The organism is Phytohabitans rumicis, assembly GCF_011764445.1.
GTDB classification, from domain to species: Bacteria; Actinomycetota; Actinomycetes; order Mycobacteriales; family Micromonosporaceae; genus Phytohabitans; species Phytohabitans rumicis.
In genome coordinates this window covers 6,475,326-6,491,732 of sequence record NZ_BLPG01000001.1, presented here as the reverse complement: position 1 = coordinate 6,491,732, position 16,407 = coordinate 6,475,326, and the positions used below count along the sequence as shown (strand labels likewise).

Here is a 16,407-nt window from a genome sequence, read left to right as displayed (position 1 = left end):
GAGAAGGTCAACCCAAAAGATCCGCGATCTTGGACCGAAGACGGTCCAGCGATGCCGCCGTCTCGATGGGTGGCTGGTCGGCGGAAGTGCTCGCCGCGACCACGACCGCGCACAGCCGTCTCGCCGCGATGCCCGACACCACGGAGCGAGTCCCCTCGATGGAGTCCGCTCCCCTAGCCACAATCACGGCCTGCTCCGCAGTAGCCGCCTCGGCCAGGTAAACGTTGAGAAAATGTCGGCCGGGGCTTCGTACCTGGCCTCCGACCGGGGCGGCGGTCACCGTCATGCAACCGGTCATCCCTTCGACGGCTGCGGCGACCCGCCGATCAACATCGGCACCGACCCAGATCGGCGGTAGCTCCTGCCCAATACCCACGCCCTCGACCCGGTACCTACCGTCCTGTTCGACCGCGGCGGCGACCCCCAGGGCGATCGGCACCAGATCCCGATCCGGCTCATAGGATTCGCCATCGTCCTCGAACAACGCCGCACCGTCCGCCGTGGCAACCACCCGGTACCCGCACGAGTCCGCAAGGTCGATCTCGTCCTCATCGACCGCCGCAGCAATGACCTCCGCCACCTGCGGCTCGGCTCGGGAAACCGCCGCCGCCGCTGCCAACGCGGTGACGCCCGAACCCGCCGCGGCATACGCGGCGAACATCGCCGCGACCGACACGTCTCGCCAGTCCACCCGCTCGATGTCAACAGCCGACAAGGCGTCGAAGGCATCCACCACCGCGCCGGGGTCAGCCGTGCGAATCGCCCAGAACGCGCGCCGTCGTGCGAACAACAGCACCGTGTACAGGTCACCCATGCTCAGATTCGCCCGCAGCGCGGCCTGCCCCTGCACGTCGCTGCCCGTGTACTCGCCGACGAACGCGGATACCGCCGCGTCCTCAGGGCGATCCACCCAGCGCCACAGATCGCCGGAGCCGACCGGATAGCGTATCCCCGCGATAGGCGACGGGCCCGTCGGCGTGTGACGGCGCTCGGCGGCCGCCGCCGCAGCCATCTCCCCGCCTAGAACAACAACCTGATCCGAGTCATCGGCCACAGTGTCATCCTCCACCATCCGCAGGTGCCCATCTAGTGTTGGCTTACAATTTCCACTCACGCGCTCCGGCTTTGCGCATTAGTTCAACCGGGTTCTCTGCGAGGAATGGATGGACCTCCCTCGCGCATTTCGCCTGAGACTCGAGCGCCTTTCGGAACAAGTTTAGATTGTGCGCATTCACAGTGAGGGTGTTGTGGGCCGCAAGCCCGGCGGCAACCACAACGCTCCCTAGACTAGCCGACAGTCGCCAGGACCCCAGCTTAACAACCACTCGCGTATCAACCGTCATTTCAAGTGGATCCAGCGAGACGCGGTAGGTGAGTCCCGATCCAGTGTAGGCCACACCGGTTCCTACAATTGACCGTCGATCGGGTCCTCCGAGCCCGTACTCGGTGACCAGGAACCCGAACGCCCGCTCGGCTTCCTCATCGAACACCTTGGCGACATCACCGAAGGCCCGTCTACTCACGAAGGATCACCTCGAGCTTCGTCTCAATCCACTAAGGTCGCACACGGATGACCAACCAATAACCATCGACCGGGCGCCACCCATAGCCTTTACCTTCAAGATACTTGAGCTCCCTGCCGTATACGTTGCCCGCTCCCTCCACGAACACTTTACCCTCCCTCTTGGCACCGTAGCGTATTTTATCAGGGTCGGAGATCAGACGAATCTCCCGACCCTCTTCCAGCGCATCATTGATGAATCGCTTGTTACGGGTCCAATTCCATCCGCCGACACCATTTTTCCCTTCGTTCATATTTCCCTTAATACTGAGGAAGTCGGCATCAAGACCTTCGCCCGCCCGCTCTCCAACATATTCCTTAACCTCGTTGTATACCCAAGGATGACCGGCCCTCTCTTTGTTCCCGAATCAGTACCGGATTCGGGCTCACCCCCGGTCGCCATGTTGATGGACTCGAAGGTTCGGTGATCGGGTACAGGCGTAATGAGGACTTCGGTCGGATTGGGGGGCGCGGGGACGTTGATCCATTGAGTCGGCACCTGCGGCGCCGGCACGTTGATGAGGATCTCGGTCGGGTTCGGCGGCGCCGGCACGTTGATGAGCTGGGTCTGCATCTGAGGCGCCGGCACGTTGATGAGTTGCTCGTTGCCGTCGTCGCGGATGGTCATTGGCTGCGGCTGCTGAACGACGGTCTGGCCGGAGTCGACGACGGTCTGCCTGGACTCGATCTGCTCCAGGTTGCGCCGGATGGCCTTGAGGTCGGCGTGTGCGCCTGTTGGCGGCCGCGGGTGCGGAGTGAGGGCGGTCTGCCGGACGAGTTGGGGCCGGATGTCCGGCGGCGGCGGTGGCTTGACGCGGCCGCCGCGCTGTTGAAGCTGCGCGGAGCTCCCGTACCCGACGCTTCCCTTCGGGCCGGCTTGCGGGCCCTCGCACGCGGTCGCCGAACCACATCCTTGGTACTGCTGCTGGTGGTAGTAGTGCTGGTAGGGCACATCTTCGAGGCTTCGACCGCAGCCGATGGCGTAGCGACAGCCGGATTGTTGGCCCCCGACGATCTGCTGCGGTCTGCCTCTGCTGCCGCCTCGGCTGCGGCATGGGTAGCCGACAGTGGGTCCGCCGATGCTGATACGGCACCCAAACCCGGGGTCGGGGGAATGACCGGTCGTGTCGGTATAGGTGAGAGGGTTGCCGTTGGCGTAGGTGTAGCGGTTGGCCTGGATCGAGGGGTCCGGAGCGAGACTGGCGTCGTCACGGCTGGCGAAGGAGCCGTTCGCTGGCCCGTACCACCGGGCGTGCATATTGACGGCACCGCTGGTGGGGTCGGTGTATTCGCCTTGGTAGCCGAGGGCCAGGGTGCCGGTGGCCCCGTTCGTGGTCGCCTCGCCGAACGGGGCGTATGCAGCCGAAGCGGCCAGCGTGGCAAATCCGTTGGTGCTGGTGCCGACGAGGTCGCCGTGTACCAGGTCGGTGGCGGCCAGGCTGTTGGTGGAGCCGGTGCGCAGACTGAGCGCGTTGCCGTCCAGTCCTCGGCCGATCAACGTTTGGCCCGGTGTGCTTCCCGTCGCGGTGACGGCCACCGGGTCGTTGCCGATCGGCAGGTTGTATCCGTGGCTGGTGGTGGTGCCGGCGTGGCTGCGGGTGGCCAGCCGGCCCGCGGCATCGTAGGCGTAGGTGATGCCGCTGCCGTGCGAGTCGGTAATGAGCTGCCCGAAGGCGTCGTTGGTGTAGGCGTGCGTCGTGGTGACTCCGCCGCCGGCAGTGCTGGTGGCGGTGGCCAGGGTGCCCCGAGCCGTGTAGGTGTAGCTGGCTCCGGCGCCGGCGGTGAGCCGGTTGCGCTGGTCAAATGTGTATGAGTTAGCGCCGGCCTGCGTACGGTTTCCGGCGGCGTCCCACGTGTAGTTGATCGGGCTACCACCGGGCGGGGTGGTGGAAATGACGCGGTCGGCGCGGTCATAGGTGTACGTCGTGGTGCCGGCGCCGACGTACCCGGTGGTGGTTTTCGAGGTGAGGTTGTCGGCGTTGTCGTAACCATAGGTAGTGGAGGCGACCGTGGCGGTGCCGGCCGGGTTGGTGAGGGCGTCGCTGGTGAGCCGATCGAGCGTGTCATAGCCCAGCGTGCGGTGTCCGCCCGTGTTGCCGTACTGAATGTCGGTGAGCCGGCCGAGCGCGTCGTAGCCATAGGTTTGTGTGGTGTTGGTGAGCCCATCGATCGCGGTGGCGGTACGTCCTGCGGCGTCGTACGTGTAGGTCGCGGTGCCGGCGGCGTCTGTGCGGGCGGTGGTGCGCCCGCCGGCGTCGTAGGTATAGCTGGCGGTGGTCTGCCCGGGTGCGGTGACGGTGAGCGGAAGGCCCCGGTCGTTGTAGGTGGTGGCGATGGTGCCGCCGGGCGTAGATTCGGCGACAAGCCGGCCGGCGAGGTCGTAGCCGAAGGTGCGGTCCGTGGTGGCGGCTTCCGCACCAGCGCCCGCCTGGCGGGTGAGCCGGCCGAGTTGGTCGTAGGTGCTGGTCACGGTGACGCCGCCGGGGGCGGCCACATGTACGGCGTTGCCGACCGCGTCATACGCAGCGGTCCAGACACGGTCCACCGCGTCGGGGTGAACGTCTGTGAAGGGTTCGGTGACCGTCTCGACCAGGTTGAGGCTGTTGTAGGTAGTGATCGTGGTGTTGCCCCGGCCGTCGGTAAGGCGAGTTATCGCCCCGACCGAGTCGTATCCGAAGCCCGTCGTGATCGAGGTCGAGGCAGTGACCGGTTCGGTGAGGCTGGTCATCCGGTTTGCCGCGTCGAAGGTGCGGGTGGTGGTGTGCCCGTTGCCGTTTGTGGCGATGGTCGGGTTGTCGGCCCGGTCGTAACCGAAGGTGCGGGTCCGGACGGTGGTCCCGGACGGAATGAGGTCGGTGACCGTGGTGGGCCGGCCGGCGAGGTCGTAGGCGTAGGCGATCGCGACCCCGGTCGGATACGTCATCTTGGTGACGCGGCCGGCGAGGTCGTAGGCGGCCTGCATGCTCCGGCTGGTGGGGTCGACGAGAGTTACCGGTTCACCGGCGGCGTTGTAGGCGGAGGAGACCTGACCGCCGGTGGGACCGGTGACGGAGGTGCGGTTGCCGGCGTCGTCGTAGCCGTACCGGGTGGTGTACGAGGCCGTGGTGGGGCGGCGTTCCACCTCCGTGTTGGTGATCGTGCGGCCGAGGTCGTCGTAGGTGGCCTCGACGCGGGCGCCGGTGGGGTCGACCGTGGCGAGCACCTCGCCGCCCAGGTCGTACGTGTACGTCCACTTCCCGGCGCTGGCCTGCCCCGTCACGAGCGGGTCGGTGCGGGTCACCTGGCGGCCGAGCTTGTCGTACGTGTAGGTGGTGGCGTTGCCGCGCGGATCTGTGGCGGTGGCGAGGTTGCCAGCCGTGTCGTACGCGTATTGGGTGGTGGGGATGATGGCCATGCCGCCGGGCGGGGTGTACGAGGGGGCAGCGACCGAGACGACGCGGCCCGCCTTGTCGTACGCGGTGATGCTCTGTCGCCATTCACCGTCGAACTCGTGGGTGCGTTCGTCGAAGGTGTTGTAGCTGTAGGAGACGTACGGGTTCTCAGTTTGCTGGAAGCCGGCCCGGTCCACGGTCACCTGAGGTTGGGTGATGCGGGTGAGCCGTCCAATGCTGTCGTACGACAGCGAGGTGGTGTAATCGGCGGCGTTCGCGCCGGGCGCGGTGCCGCGCGGATCGGTCACGGCCGCAACCAGGCCGAGGTTGTTCACGGTGTACGTCGTGGTCAGGTCGTCGGCGCCGTTGTCCACTGTGGTGGACGTGCGCTGGTTGCCGGCGTTGTAGGTGTGCGTAGCCGTCTCGACCCGGGTGGACGCGGTGTGGCTGCGGGTGACCGAGGTGACGTTGCCGGCGAGGTCGTAGGCGTAGGCGGTGCGGCGGGCCAGGCCGGCCGGGTCGAGAACGGTCGCGGTCAGCCGGCCCTTGGGGTCGTATGTGGAGTCGATCCGGGTCTTGCCGCCGCCCGTGGTCTGGCGGGTGAGGTTGCCGGCGCCGTCGTAGACGTAGTCGGCCAGGACGACGTCGCGGGGCTCGATGGCGCCGTTGAGGACGGCGTCGCTGGCGATGACCTGCGCGACGCGGTCGTCGTCGTAGTAGCGGTAGCCGGTCACGCGGCCCATCGCGTCGGACTTTGCGGCGAGCCGGCCGCCCTCGTCGTAGGTGTAGGCGGCCAGTTCGACGTCGTGGGCCGGCTCGGGGGCGGCCGGCGACCCAGTCCAGCCGTTGAGGGTCACCGTTTCCAGCTGGCCGCGGTCGGTGTACGCGTACGTGTATGCCTGCCCGGCCGGGCTGGTCGTCGTGGTGACGTGGCCGAAGGCGTCGTACCCGTAGCTGGTGACCGCCCCCACCGCGTCGGTCTGGGTGGCGACGTGGCCCTGGTTGTCGTATGTCCAGGTGGTGGTGCGGGCGGTGTCGCCGCCGGTGAGGTCGGCGGCGGTCTGGGTGAGCGTGTTGCCGTCGTGGTCGTACGTGTAGCTGGTGGCGGCGGTGTGGGTCGTCGCGGTCTGCCAGTTGTACTGGCCGTGCCCGGTCACCGTGGCCAGCCGGCCGGCCGCGTCGTAGCCGTAGCTGGTGGTGGTGCCGGCGGTGTTGACGTCGGAGTACACGGTTTGGGCGGTGCGGCGGCCGACCTTGTCGTAGGCGTAGCCGGTCACCAGGCCGGTCGGGCCGGTGACTTGGAGGAGGTCACCGGCGGAGCTGTACGCGTACGAGGTGAGGTTTCCGCGCGCGTCGGTTGTGGTCTTGAGCAGTCCCGGCGGTTGGGTGCCTCCGCCCGCGGCGGCCTCCGTGCCGGTGGTGTACGTGAAGCTGAGGCCCCACTGGGCCGGTCCGCCGGGCACCTCGGGCCAGAACTCCTTGACCTGCTGCCCCCACTGGTCGTACTCCCAATCCGTGTTGTACGTGACGTCCAGGTACCCGCTGGAGCGCCCGTCCCCGCGCCAGATCAGCAGGTCGTTGCGCGGGTCGAACGGGTCGGCGGCGTTGAGGTAGTAGCCGGCGAAGACGGCGTAGCAGGTGTTGGCGTCGCGGCAACGCGTGGTGGCGAGGATGTTTCCGCGCTCGTCCCGCCAGAACGCGGTGGTGTGCCCGTTGCGGTCGGTTGTCCCGGCGACGTTGCCCCCGGTGTCGTAGCCGTAGGTGGTGACCTGGCCCAGCTGGTCGGTTTCGGTGATCAGTCGCCAGCTGCGCGCGGTGTCGTAGGTCTGGGACTGCTCGTTGCCGGCCGGGTCGGCTATGGTCACCGTCGCGGTGGCGGCGCCGGCTTCTCCGGCGATGACGGGGGCGCCGAGCTGCCAGGTGCCGCCGTTCTGGTCAGTCACCGTCGCGACCCGGTCCGCTTCCGTGTCGTAGGTGACCTGGGCGTGGGTACGGCCCTGCGCGGTGCTGTTCGAGGTGAGCTGCTGGGCGGCCAGCCGGGCCGCATAGTGCGCGGTCACCTCGGTCTGGCCCAGCTGCCGCTGGTAGATGGCTACCTCGTCGACGTCGCCGGTCAGGCAGAAGTTCCCCGTCGCGGACAGCGTGGCGGGCCAGTTCGAGGCGACTCTGGCGCAGCCGGCCTGTACATATTTCATGTCCTGGTGGTCGACCGCGCCCGACCTGGTGCCCACCGCGGCGCCGTCCAGGTACAGGGTTTGCGTCCCACCTCCCGCAGTCAGCACGGCATGATGCCAAGCGCCGTCGTTCACTGGGCCGGCGCTGACGATCGGGTTGATGCCACCGTTCCAGAACTGGCCGCGCAGCTTCCCGTCCGTGCCGACGTAGACGGCCGGCACCCAATGCACCATGCTGGCGGCGCTGAGCAGGCCGCTCTGGTACCCGATGACCGCGCCCGGCCCGGTGGTCTTGAACCAGGCTTCCAGAGACACGTACGGCCCGGCCTGGGTCACCGAGTTCGCCGGTAGCTGCGCCCAGCCGGCGCCGGCGAACCGGGCCGCCTTGTCCGTGGTGCCGGCGAGCGCGCCGGTCACGCCGAGGGTGGCCGCAGTGTAGGTACCGGCGTCCGCTCCCGCGTTCAACGCGACCTCGCTGCCGGCGGTGCTGCCGCTGCTCTCGCCGAGCCGCCAGAACCCGGACGGCCCGCCGTCGAGCACCACGCTGCGGTAGTGCGAACCGGTACCGTAGCCGTAGCTGGCGCACGCGGTGCCGGCGCCCGGCGCGCAGACGCCGGTGAGCCTGTCGCCGCTGTAGCTGTACGTCCACGTCAACGGCGAGGTCCCGGAGCCGCCAACGGGGTCGGTGGACACCGACGAGACGTGTGAGCCGGTGAAGGTGAAGTGCAGCGACCGCCCCGCGGTCGTCACCGTAGTCAGCTTGCCGGCGCCGTCGTACGTGAGCGTCTGCGCCCGGCCCCGGTTGTCGGTCACCGACGTCAGGCGGCCGGCGGCGTTGAAGTCGTACACAGTGGACGACTTGTCCATCAGCTCCCAGCCGCCGCCAGAGACGGCGGCGAACGTGGCGAACTGGCCCGGCGGGGGCGCGAAGGTGCCGTCGGCGTTGCGGCCGAAGCGGACCTGCCGGCCGTCCGGGTACGTCACCACCACGTTGCCCGAGCCGTCGGTGTCCGCGGTGGCGCGCATGTCGTACCGGGTCGACCAGCCCGCACCGAACAGGCCGGTGGTGCGCGGGTCCAGGCTGTTGTAGGTCCGGACGACCGACAAGGGCGGTCCGATGACGGGTACCGACGCGTCCGTCACCGTCGTGGTGTAGTTGCCCACCGACTGGGAGAATTCCCGGCCGGCGTCGGCGCCGGACAGGTGCGAGGTGATCGCCGGCTGCGCCACCGCCGGCCGGATCGCGTACAGCGGGCTGCTGGTGGTCTGCGAGCCGTCCGTGACCGAGACCGACCAGAAGTACTCCTGGCCCCAGGTCATCGTGCCCGCCGGCACCTGCCACACGGGCGAGGTCTGCCAGGTCGGCGAGTTGGTGCACCAGTCCCAGTTCGGGGACGTGCCCTTGCACAGCGTGAACGTGTACGTCAACGCGTTCGCCGGCCACCCGTCCGGGTTGTTGGCGTCCGCGTACAACTGTGGCGTCAGCGTGCCCGGCCGGTGGTTGTTGTACGGGTACATCGCCTCCAGCTCCGGCGGCGGATCCCCGACCACCACCTTCAGCGGCGCCGCCCGCGCTATCCCGTAGTCGGAGAAGATCGCCCACGCGCTGGACGTGGCGTACTGCATGTCGAATCTGACGTACCAGGTGCCCACTGGCAGCGGATTGATCTTCGCGTGCACCGTGACCGTCTGGTTGTAGCCCACATTGGACGGCATCACCGTCTCGGCCGGAATGTGGTAGAGCTGCTGGCCCGCGGCGTCATAGACGCCGTACGACAGCTTGTACCCGTTGCTCGGCGTCCACGTGTCCCGGCCCTTGTTGGTCACATTCACGTTCACATAGCCGGCGGTGTTCGGGTCCACCGTCGGGGAGATGACCGGCGTGGCCTCCGGGAACGCGTACCCGGCGTTGTAGGGGTTGTAGGTGATCGTCATGAACGGACCGTTCGGCGTCTCCCGCGACGCGAACTTCTTCCACGAGTACGAGTCCGTGATCGACGTCCGCACCGTCAGCCCGTTGTTCGCCTTCGTGCCGTCCACCCAACCCTGGATCAGCGCCCGACCGCCCGACCCCAGGTCGATTCCCTTGCCCGACCACGACGTCCAGTTCGCCGGGCACGAACTCGTCGTGGCCCCGGACGGGATGTACCCGTACGCGAACGCCGCCGACGTGGCCACCCTCGTCCCGTACGACGGCCCGGGATACGCCGCGATCGACCCGGCCGACCACGACTGGGTCACCGGATGCACCGTCACAGTCCGCTTCTGCCCGCACGAGTACGACCAGATGTTGTACAGGTACAACTGGGCATTGTGGATGATGGCGTGCCGTAGCAGGTCGTCGACCTGTCCGAAGTGCAGATAGGTGGCCGCCTTGTCCGACCCGCCGTTCCAGGTGCCCACCTTGAGCTGAACGTCGTTCTGCTGCGACGTGGAGTAGCCGGTCTGCACGAACGTGTCCGCCGACGTCGAGTAGTTCCACCAGTGCACCGACGGATCCACCGTCACCGGATACACCCGCACCGGGTCGGAAAGCCACGCCCGGTCCGCCGTCACGACGAGGTCCCAACCCGAACCGCGCCGCACCAGCTCGTACGACACCGCCTCCGACCGGGCCGGATCACCCGACCGAGCGTCCACCTTGGAGTCCACCATGAACCCGTGCGGGATCCACGCCACGATCTCACCGAGCTTGTCGACGAGCTCCACCTCGCCGGACGCCGTCAGCCGCGGGGTCAAACCGGTCAGCCGCAGCGGGAACACCCACGACGAAGCCGCCTCCGGCGAAGCGAGAACGATCTTCTCCTTCACCCCCGAGCCGGGCAGCAGCTCGAACGTCACATCGGTATCCGGCCGGGCCGACCGGTACGTGATCGCGGACCCGGCGCCCGGGGTCAGCCCATCCCCCGCCGGGCCGCCCGACACCGTACCCACCGCGTCGGTGGCGCCAGCCAGCCCGAAGGCCACCGAGCGCCCGCCGCCCAGGTCCAGCCCGACCAGGTCCGCGTCCGACGACCGGCCACCGAAGCTGACCGGCACGCTGTCCGCCCGGTTGCGCCACCGACCGCCGCCCGCGGCGACCAGCGTCGGATCGATCGGCTGCCACGACAAGTCCGGCGCCCGATAGTTCAGCGGATGCGACCCGAACTTCGCCGTCCTCGTGCCATCCGGGTTCTTGAAGACCCTCGTGAACTGGGTCCGCTCCCCCGGCAGCTCGACACTCTTGCCCGCCTCGAACCCGGTCACGGCCGCCGGCTCCTTCGGCGCCACGAACCGCGGCTGCTCGCGGTCCGCCACCCCCTTCGGAGCCGGCGGTGCGGGCACCAGCCCCTTCGACGGCCGCGCCGCGAAAGGCTTGTCCAGCGCCAACGCACCATCGGGTACGGCGGTGGTGCGTGTCTTGCCGTCGGCGGGCGCAGACGTCTGGGCGCCATCAACGAGCCGGGACGGGTCGACACCCGGTCCGACCCGCTGATCCGGCGTGCGCACCGAGCCACCCAGCGAATCGTCCACAGGGGAGGCGAGAGCCGGAGCGGGTGAGACCGGGGCCGCTTGGACTACCAACGCCACAACCACGGCGGAAACCAGAAGCCTACGAAGCCGAGCCCGCGCCATGGACGCCCCCGAGACAGATGCGGCAGAGGCACCCAGAGTGACGCCTCACCCAGCTCCGCGTGACTTACATATACCGGTCGGCGCCAGACGTCGGGGGCCCATGATTCACCTTTGCGCAAACACCAATATCACCACGGGAGCGCGCCAAGCCGCCCTCTTGCCTCGAAAGATCCAAGCAAGCCAAACCCGACTGTCACACGCCTCGCCTACCCTCCCCTCATGCCAAGTGCAGAACACGAAACCCCGGTGGCGCTGGCCAAACTGGATCCGGGCCTGGTCGCCTGGCTGCTGACGAACGTGTTCGACGTGAAGGTTCCCGACTACCACCACGCCCGTGCACAGGCCACCGACGTGCGGGTGCTGGTCCCCGCACCTACCACGCGGACGGCATGCTGCTGTTCTGCGACCCCGCCGACCGGCCGCTGCTGGCGGTGGTCTTGGAGGTCCAACGTCGCTGGGATGACAGCAAACGACGCACCTGGAAGCTATACGTGGCCCAGCTAGAGGCCGAGCTGGATGTGAACGCCGCACTGCTGGTCTACTGCCCCGACCGCCGGACCGCTGGCCGCTACCGGGACCTGTTCGAGTTCGACGGGCTGTGCCTGACCCTGCGACCGTTCATCTTCACCCCCGACGACGTGCCGCTGGTCGTCGACGTGGACCAGGCCCGGGCCAACCCCGCGTTGACGGTGCTCTCAGCCATCTGCCACGGCAGCCACGCCGACATCGACACCGCCTTCCCCGCGCTGGGAGCGGCCCTGCATTCGCTCGGCCCACGAAATGCGATCTTGTATTATGACGTTGTACTGGCCGGGCTGCCCGTGGCGACCCGGACCCGTTGGGAGGCGTTCATGACCACCATCGCCAACTACGAGTTCCGCAGCGAGCTGCTCCGGGTCATCGCCGCCGAAAATCGCAAGATCGGCGAGGCCCGAGCGGTCCTGACCGTGCTTGAGGGCCGTGGCGTGCCGGTGCCGGAGGACACACGCGAACGGATCCTCGCCTGCACCGACCCGGCCCAGCTCAACACCTGGCTCCTCCGCGCCGGCACCGCCACCAGCATCGACGACGTCACCCGCGGGTAGCGGCCAGATGGTCCCAACAACCTGAAAGGATCCGGGTCGCTATGCACTCGCTCGGCCCACGGCGGGCGACCTTGCGCCCAGCGTTGGTTGGAAGGCGTTCATGACCAGCATCGCCGACGACGAGTTCCGCAGCGACCTGGTGCTCGACCTGCTGCTGGCGCCCGCCGACGCCCCCGACATCGCCAACTACGAGTTCCGCAGCGACCTGCTGCGGAGCATCGCCGCCGAGAACCGCAAGCTCGGCGAGGCCCTGGGTGAGGCCCGAGTTGAAGCCCGGGTTCTGGCCCAAGCGCTCCTGACCGTGCTTGAGGTCCGTGGCGTGCCGGTGCCGGAGGACACACGCGAACGGATCCTCACCTGCACCAACCCGGCCCAGCTGAACACCTGGCTCTTCCGCGCCGCCACCGCCACCAGCATCGACGACGTCACCCGCGGATAGCGGCCCGGCCGGGGTCTCAGCCAGCGTCGTCGCGCCGGTCATGATGGCCACCGCCTCCGACATCGTGTGCGAGGACGGGGTGACGACCCCCGCGCACCGGCCGAGCCGCTGGATGTGGATCCGGTCGGCGACCTCGAACACGTGCGGCATGTTGTGACTGATCAGGATGACCGGCAGGCCGCGGGAGCGTACCTCCTCGATCATCTTGAGCACCTGGTTGGACTCCTTGACGCCGAGGGCGGCGGTCGGCTCGTCGAGGACGATGATCTTGCTGCCGAACGCGGCGGCGCGGGCGACCGAAACGGCTTGGCGCTGGCCGCCGGAGAGCGTCTCGACGGCCTGGGCCATGTTCTGCAGGGTGCCGATGCCGAGGTCGGACAGGGCTTGGCCGGCGTCGCGGCGCATGCCCTTCTTGTCGAGCATCCGCAGCACCGTGCCGAGGAACCCGGGCCGCCGACGCTCCCGGCCGAGGTAGAGGTTGCTGGCGATGTCGAGGGCGGGTGCCACCGCGAGCGTCTGGTACACGGTCTCGATGCCGGCGTCGCGGGCGTCCTGCGGCCGCTTGAAGTGCACCGGCTGGCCGTCGATGAACAGTTCGCCGGCATCGGGTACGAGGGCGCCGGTCAGGCATTTGATGAGCGTGGACTTGCCGGCGCCGTTGTCGCCGATGATGGCGAGCACCTCGCCCGGGTACAGGTCTAGGTCGACGCCGTCGAGCCCGACGACATGGCCGAACGTCTTGACCATGCCGCGCGCCGAAAGCACAGGGGACGAACTCACGCCTTCACCTTCCTGATCCATTGGTCGACGGCGACGGCGAGGATGACCAGGAGCCCGACCGCGAGCACCCGGTACTGGTCGTCCACGCCCGCGAGCGACAGGCCGCTACGGAAGAAGCCCACGATGAGGGCGCCGAGCAGGGTGCCGAGCAGCGCGCCCCGGCCGCCGAAGAGGCTGGTACCGCCGATCACCACGGCCGTGATGCTCTCCAGGTTGGCGTCGGTGATCGCGTTGGGGCTGGCGGCGCCCGCCCGCCCGATGAGGATCCAGGCGGTCAGGCCGTAGATGGCGCCGGCCACCGTGTACACGCTGAGCAGCACCCGGTCGACCCGGATGCCCGCGAGCCGGGCCGCCTCCTTGTCGTCGCCGACGGCGTACACGTGCTTGCCCCACGCGGTGTTGGCGAGCGCGAACCCGACGACGACGTAGAGCGCGACGACCAGGACGACGCCCGTGGTGATCCGGAACTGTCCCAGGCGGAACGTCTCGCCGGTCCAGTTCAGCAGCGCCGGCATGTCGACCGCCTGGACGCTCTGACCGCGCGAGTACAGCAGCCCGAGCGCGGTGAAGACGCTGAGGGTGCCGAGCGTGACGATGAACGGCGGCAGCTTGATCCGGGTCACGAGCGCGCCGTTCAACAGGCCCGCCGCGACGCCGAGACCGACGGCGACGGCCACCGCGAGTACGCCGGGCAGGCCGCCGCCCTCGGCGACCTTCGCCGCGACCATCATGGACAGGATCGTGATCGCGCCGACCGACAGGTCGATGCCGGCGGTCAGGATGATCAGCGTCTGCCCGACGGCGAGGGCGCCGATCACGGCCACCTGCTGGACGACGAGCGACAGCGAGTTGGCCGAGGAGAACCGCGGGTTGATCGCGGAGAAGACGACGAACGAGATGACCAGCACCAGGAACGGGCTGATCGCCGGGTACGAGTGGAGCAGGTGCTGGACCCGCTGCACCGGTGAGCGGCGGCGCAGCGCGAACTGTTCGGTGGCGGTGCTGGCTGGTTGGGCTGTGGTGGACACGCCGCTCCTTCAGGGGACGGCCGGCCGCGGCACCGGGCGGCGCCGCGGCCGGGTGCGGATCATCAGGCGGTGCCCCAGCAGAGCTGCGCGCCCTCGGTGGTGTCGATGCTCTCCACACCGGTGGCGGGCTTGTCCGTCACCAGCGCGACACCCGTGTCGTAGAAGTCCAGGCCGCCGCTCACCGCCGGCTTGGCGCCGCCGGTGGCGATCTGCTTGATCGCCTTGACGCCCAGTTCGGCCATCTTCAGCGGGTACTGCTGCGACGTCGCGTTGATCACGCCGTTCTTGACCTGCTGTACGCCGTTGCAGCCGCCGTCCACGGACACGACGAGCACGTCCTTGGTGCCGGCCGCCTGCATGGCCTTCTGCGCCCCGACCGCGGCCGGCTCGTTGATCGTGTAGACCACGTTGACGTTCGGGTTCTTGGCCAGGCAGCGTTCCATGGCCGTTCGCCCGCCGTCCTCGGCGCCGTTGGTCGGCTCGTTGCAGACGATCGTGTACGTCCCGCCGGAGTAGTTGCCGGACGGCGCCTCGTCGCCGTTCTTCTTGGCGTCGCCGGTGTTGATGCCCATGCCGGTCAGGAAGCCCTGGTCGCGGTTGTAGTCGACCGACACGATCTTGTCGTTGAACAGGTCGAGCAGGGCGATCGTCGCCGGCTTTCCGCCCAGCTGCCCCGCCGTCCACTTCCCGATCAGCTCGCCGGCCTTGAAGTTGTCCGTGGCGAACGTGATGTCCACCGTGGACGCCGGGTCGGGCGGTGTGTCCAGGGCGATGACGTACAGGCCGGCGTCGCGGGCCTTCTTGATCGCCGGGTTGACGCCGGGGCCGTTCGGCGTGATCAGGATGCCCGCGTCGCCGCGGGCGATGGCGTCCTCGATGGCCTGGACCTGGCCGGCCTCGTCGCCGTCCTCCTTGCCGGCGGCGATGGTCAGCTTGACGCCGTCGGCCTCGGCGGCCTTCTTCGCGCCCTCCTGCATGCTGACGAAGAACGGGTTGGTGGAGTTCTTGGTGATCAGTGAGACCGCCACACCGTCGTCGCCCGCGTCGTCGCCGCCGCCACACGCGGTGGCCAGCAGGCTCAGGGCGGCTACGGCGGCGAACATACGCGCGGCCCGCCGGCCGGTGCGCTTGCTCATTGTTCGCTCCTTCTTTCGGGGTGTTACGTCGCCGGGGCGGCCTGACCCGCCAACTCGACAACGATGTCAGAGAGGTTAACCATCGCGCTCAGCCGTATGTCAAGAGATGTTTGACATCGTTGTCGAATAGGGCGACGATTCGGTCGGGCCGGTGCGGTGAGAGACTCTCGCCCTAGGAGGTGCGGATGACGCAGGACGCCCCGGCACGCCGTCCAACGCTGCGCGACGTCGCGCTGCTCGCCGGCGTGAGCACCAAGACCGCCTCCCGGGTCGTCAACGGCGAGGGCGGGGTGACGGCGGCCAAGGTCGTGGCCGTCCAGCAGGCGGTCGCCAAGCTGGACTACCGGCCCAACTTCACCGCCAGCAGCCTGCGGCGCGCCAACGGCCGTACCGCCGCGATCGCCGCCGTGCTGGAGGACGTGTCCAACCCGTTCTCGTCCGCCCTGCACCGCGCGCTCGAAGACGTCGCCCGCGACCGCGACGTCATGATCTTCGCGGGCAGCGTGGACGAGGACCCGCAGCGCGAGCGTGCGTTGATCAACGCGTTCACCACCCGCCAGGCCGACGCGCTCGTGGTGGTGCCCGCCAGCGACAACCAGCGCTACCTCGCCAGCGTGGTCAACGCCGGCACCCCGGTCGTCTTCATCGACCGGCCGCCGGTCGGCATCGACGTCGACGCCGTCCTCGTCGACAACAACGCCGGCGCCGCCGACGCGGTGCACCACCTCGTCGCGCACGGCCACCGCGACATCGCCTACCTCGGCGACCTGCTGACCATCGCCACCGCCCGGCAGCGGTTGCAGGGCTTCAAGGAGGCCCTCAGCGACCACGGCATCCGGCCCGCGCCCGAGCACATCGCGTACGACCTGCACACCGAGGCCGGCGCCGAGCGGGCCGCGCTGCGCATGCTCACCGGCGAGTCACCGCCGACCGCGCTGTTCACCGCGCAAAACCTCGTCACCATCGGGGCCGTACGCGCGCTACGCGACCTGGGCCGCCAGCACGAGGTGGCACTGGTCGGCTTCGACGACTTCCCGCTGGCCGACCTGCTGCAGCCGCCGGTCACCGTCATCGCCCAGGACCCGTCGTCACTGGGCCGCCTGGCCGCGTCCCTGATCTTCCGCCGCCTGGACGGCGAGGCTTGGGAGCCAAAGGTCCACCTGGTCCCCACCCGCCTGATCCCGAGAGGCTCCGGCGAGATAGCGGGGCCGCATTAGC

Annotated in this window: 9 protein-coding genes; 2 read left to right on the top strand and 7 right to left on the bottom strand. The window is 68.7% G+C overall.

Annotated elements, in window-relative coordinates:
* Positions 1 to 7: 7 nt before the first annotated feature.
* From Prum_RS29640 to Prum_RS29625, 4 genes are read right to left on the bottom strand one after another with little or no spacing between them, the layout of a single operon-like run.
* Complete coding sequence (locus Prum_RS29640) at positions 8 to 1,072, bottom strand: hypothetical protein (RefSeq protein ID WP_218577387.1); 1,065 nt, start codon at positions 1,070 to 1,072, stop codon at positions 8 to 10.
* A gap of 25 nt (positions 1,073 to 1,097) precedes the next feature.
* Positions 1,098 to 1,523: a hypothetical protein gene (locus Prum_RS29635; RefSeq protein WP_173079466.1), complete on the bottom strand. Its 426-nt coding sequence runs from the start codon at positions 1,521 to 1,523 to the stop codon at positions 1,098 to 1,100.
* A 31-nt stretch (positions 1,524 to 1,554) separates the two neighbouring features.
* On the bottom strand, positions 1,555 to 1,815 hold the full coding sequence (locus Prum_RS29630) for a hypothetical protein (RefSeq protein WP_173079465.1): 261 nt from the start codon (positions 1,813 to 1,815) through the stop codon (positions 1,555 to 1,557).
* Positions 1,812 to 10,595, bottom strand: a complete 8,784-nt coding sequence (locus Prum_RS29625; RefSeq protein WP_173079464.1) for an RHS repeat-associated core domain-containing protein — start codon at positions 10,593 to 10,595, stop codon at positions 1,812 to 1,814. The genes Prum_RS29630 and Prum_RS29625 overlap by 4 nt, the downstream gene beginning before the upstream one ends.
* Before the next feature lie 515 nt (positions 10,596 to 11,110).
* Between Prum_RS29625 and Prum_RS29620 the strand changes: the two genes are divergently transcribed.
* Entirely contained in the window at positions 11,111 to 11,806 is a 696-nt protein-coding gene (locus Prum_RS29620; RefSeq protein WP_218577386.1) for a hypothetical protein, read from the top strand.
* Here Prum_RS29620 and Prum_RS55810 read toward each other — a convergent pair.
* The 3 genes from Prum_RS55810 to Prum_RS29605 form a co-directional block, all read right to left on the bottom strand.
* The gene (locus Prum_RS55810; RefSeq protein ID WP_246278172.1) at positions 11,793 to 13,025 is read right to left on the bottom strand and encodes an ATP-binding cassette domain-containing protein; all 1,233 of its coding nucleotides are present in this window, start codon (positions 13,023 to 13,025) and stop codon (positions 11,793 to 11,795) included. The genes Prum_RS29620 and Prum_RS55810 overlap by 14 nt on opposite strands.
* The gene (locus Prum_RS29610) at positions 13,022 to 14,053 is read right to left on the bottom strand and encodes an ABC transporter permease (RefSeq protein ID WP_173079463.1); all 1,032 of its coding nucleotides are present in this window, start codon (positions 14,051 to 14,053) and stop codon (positions 13,022 to 13,024) included. Before Prum_RS29610 ends, Prum_RS55810 begins: the two co-directional genes overlap by 4 nt.
* A gap of 62 nt (positions 14,054 to 14,115) precedes the next feature.
* Positions 14,116 to 15,189 carry a substrate-binding domain-containing protein gene (locus Prum_RS29605; RefSeq protein WP_173079462.1) on the bottom strand — a complete coding sequence of 358 codons (1,074 nt, stop codon included), beginning with the start codon at positions 15,187 to 15,189 and terminating at the stop codon, positions 14,116 to 14,118.
* A 185-nt stretch (positions 15,190 to 15,374) separates the two neighbouring features.
* On the opposite strand from Prum_RS29605, the gene Prum_RS29600 reads away from it, so the two are divergent.
* On the top strand, positions 15,375 to 16,406 hold the full coding sequence (locus Prum_RS29600) for a LacI family DNA-binding transcriptional regulator (RefSeq protein ID WP_173079461.1): 1,032 nt from the start codon (positions 15,375 to 15,377) through the stop codon (positions 16,404 to 16,406).
* Position 16,407: the final 1 nt, after the last annotated feature.

What these genes read in the sequence shown, in the direction of transcription:
- Prum_RS29640 (WP_218577387.1), bottom strand. Translation starts at nt 1,072, where the DNA reads ATGGTGGAGGATGACACTGTGGCCGATGACTCGGATCAGGTTGTTGTT.
- Prum_RS29630 (WP_173079465.1), bottom strand. Translation starts at nt 1,815, where the DNA reads ATGAACGAAGGGAAAAATGGTGTCGGCGGATGGAATTGGACCCGTAAC.
- Prum_RS29620 (WP_218577386.1), top strand. Translation starts at nt 11,111, where the DNA reads ATGCTGCTGTTCTGCGACCCCGCCGACCGGCCGCTGCTGGCGGTGGTC.
- Prum_RS29605 (WP_173079462.1), bottom strand. Translation starts at nt 15,189, where the DNA reads ATGAGCAAGCGCACCGGCCGGCGGGCCGCGCGTATGTTCGCCGCCGTA.
- Prum_RS29600 (WP_173079461.1), top strand. Translation starts at nt 15,375, where the DNA reads ATGACGCAGGACGCCCCGGCACGCCGTCCAACGCTGCGCGACGTCGCG.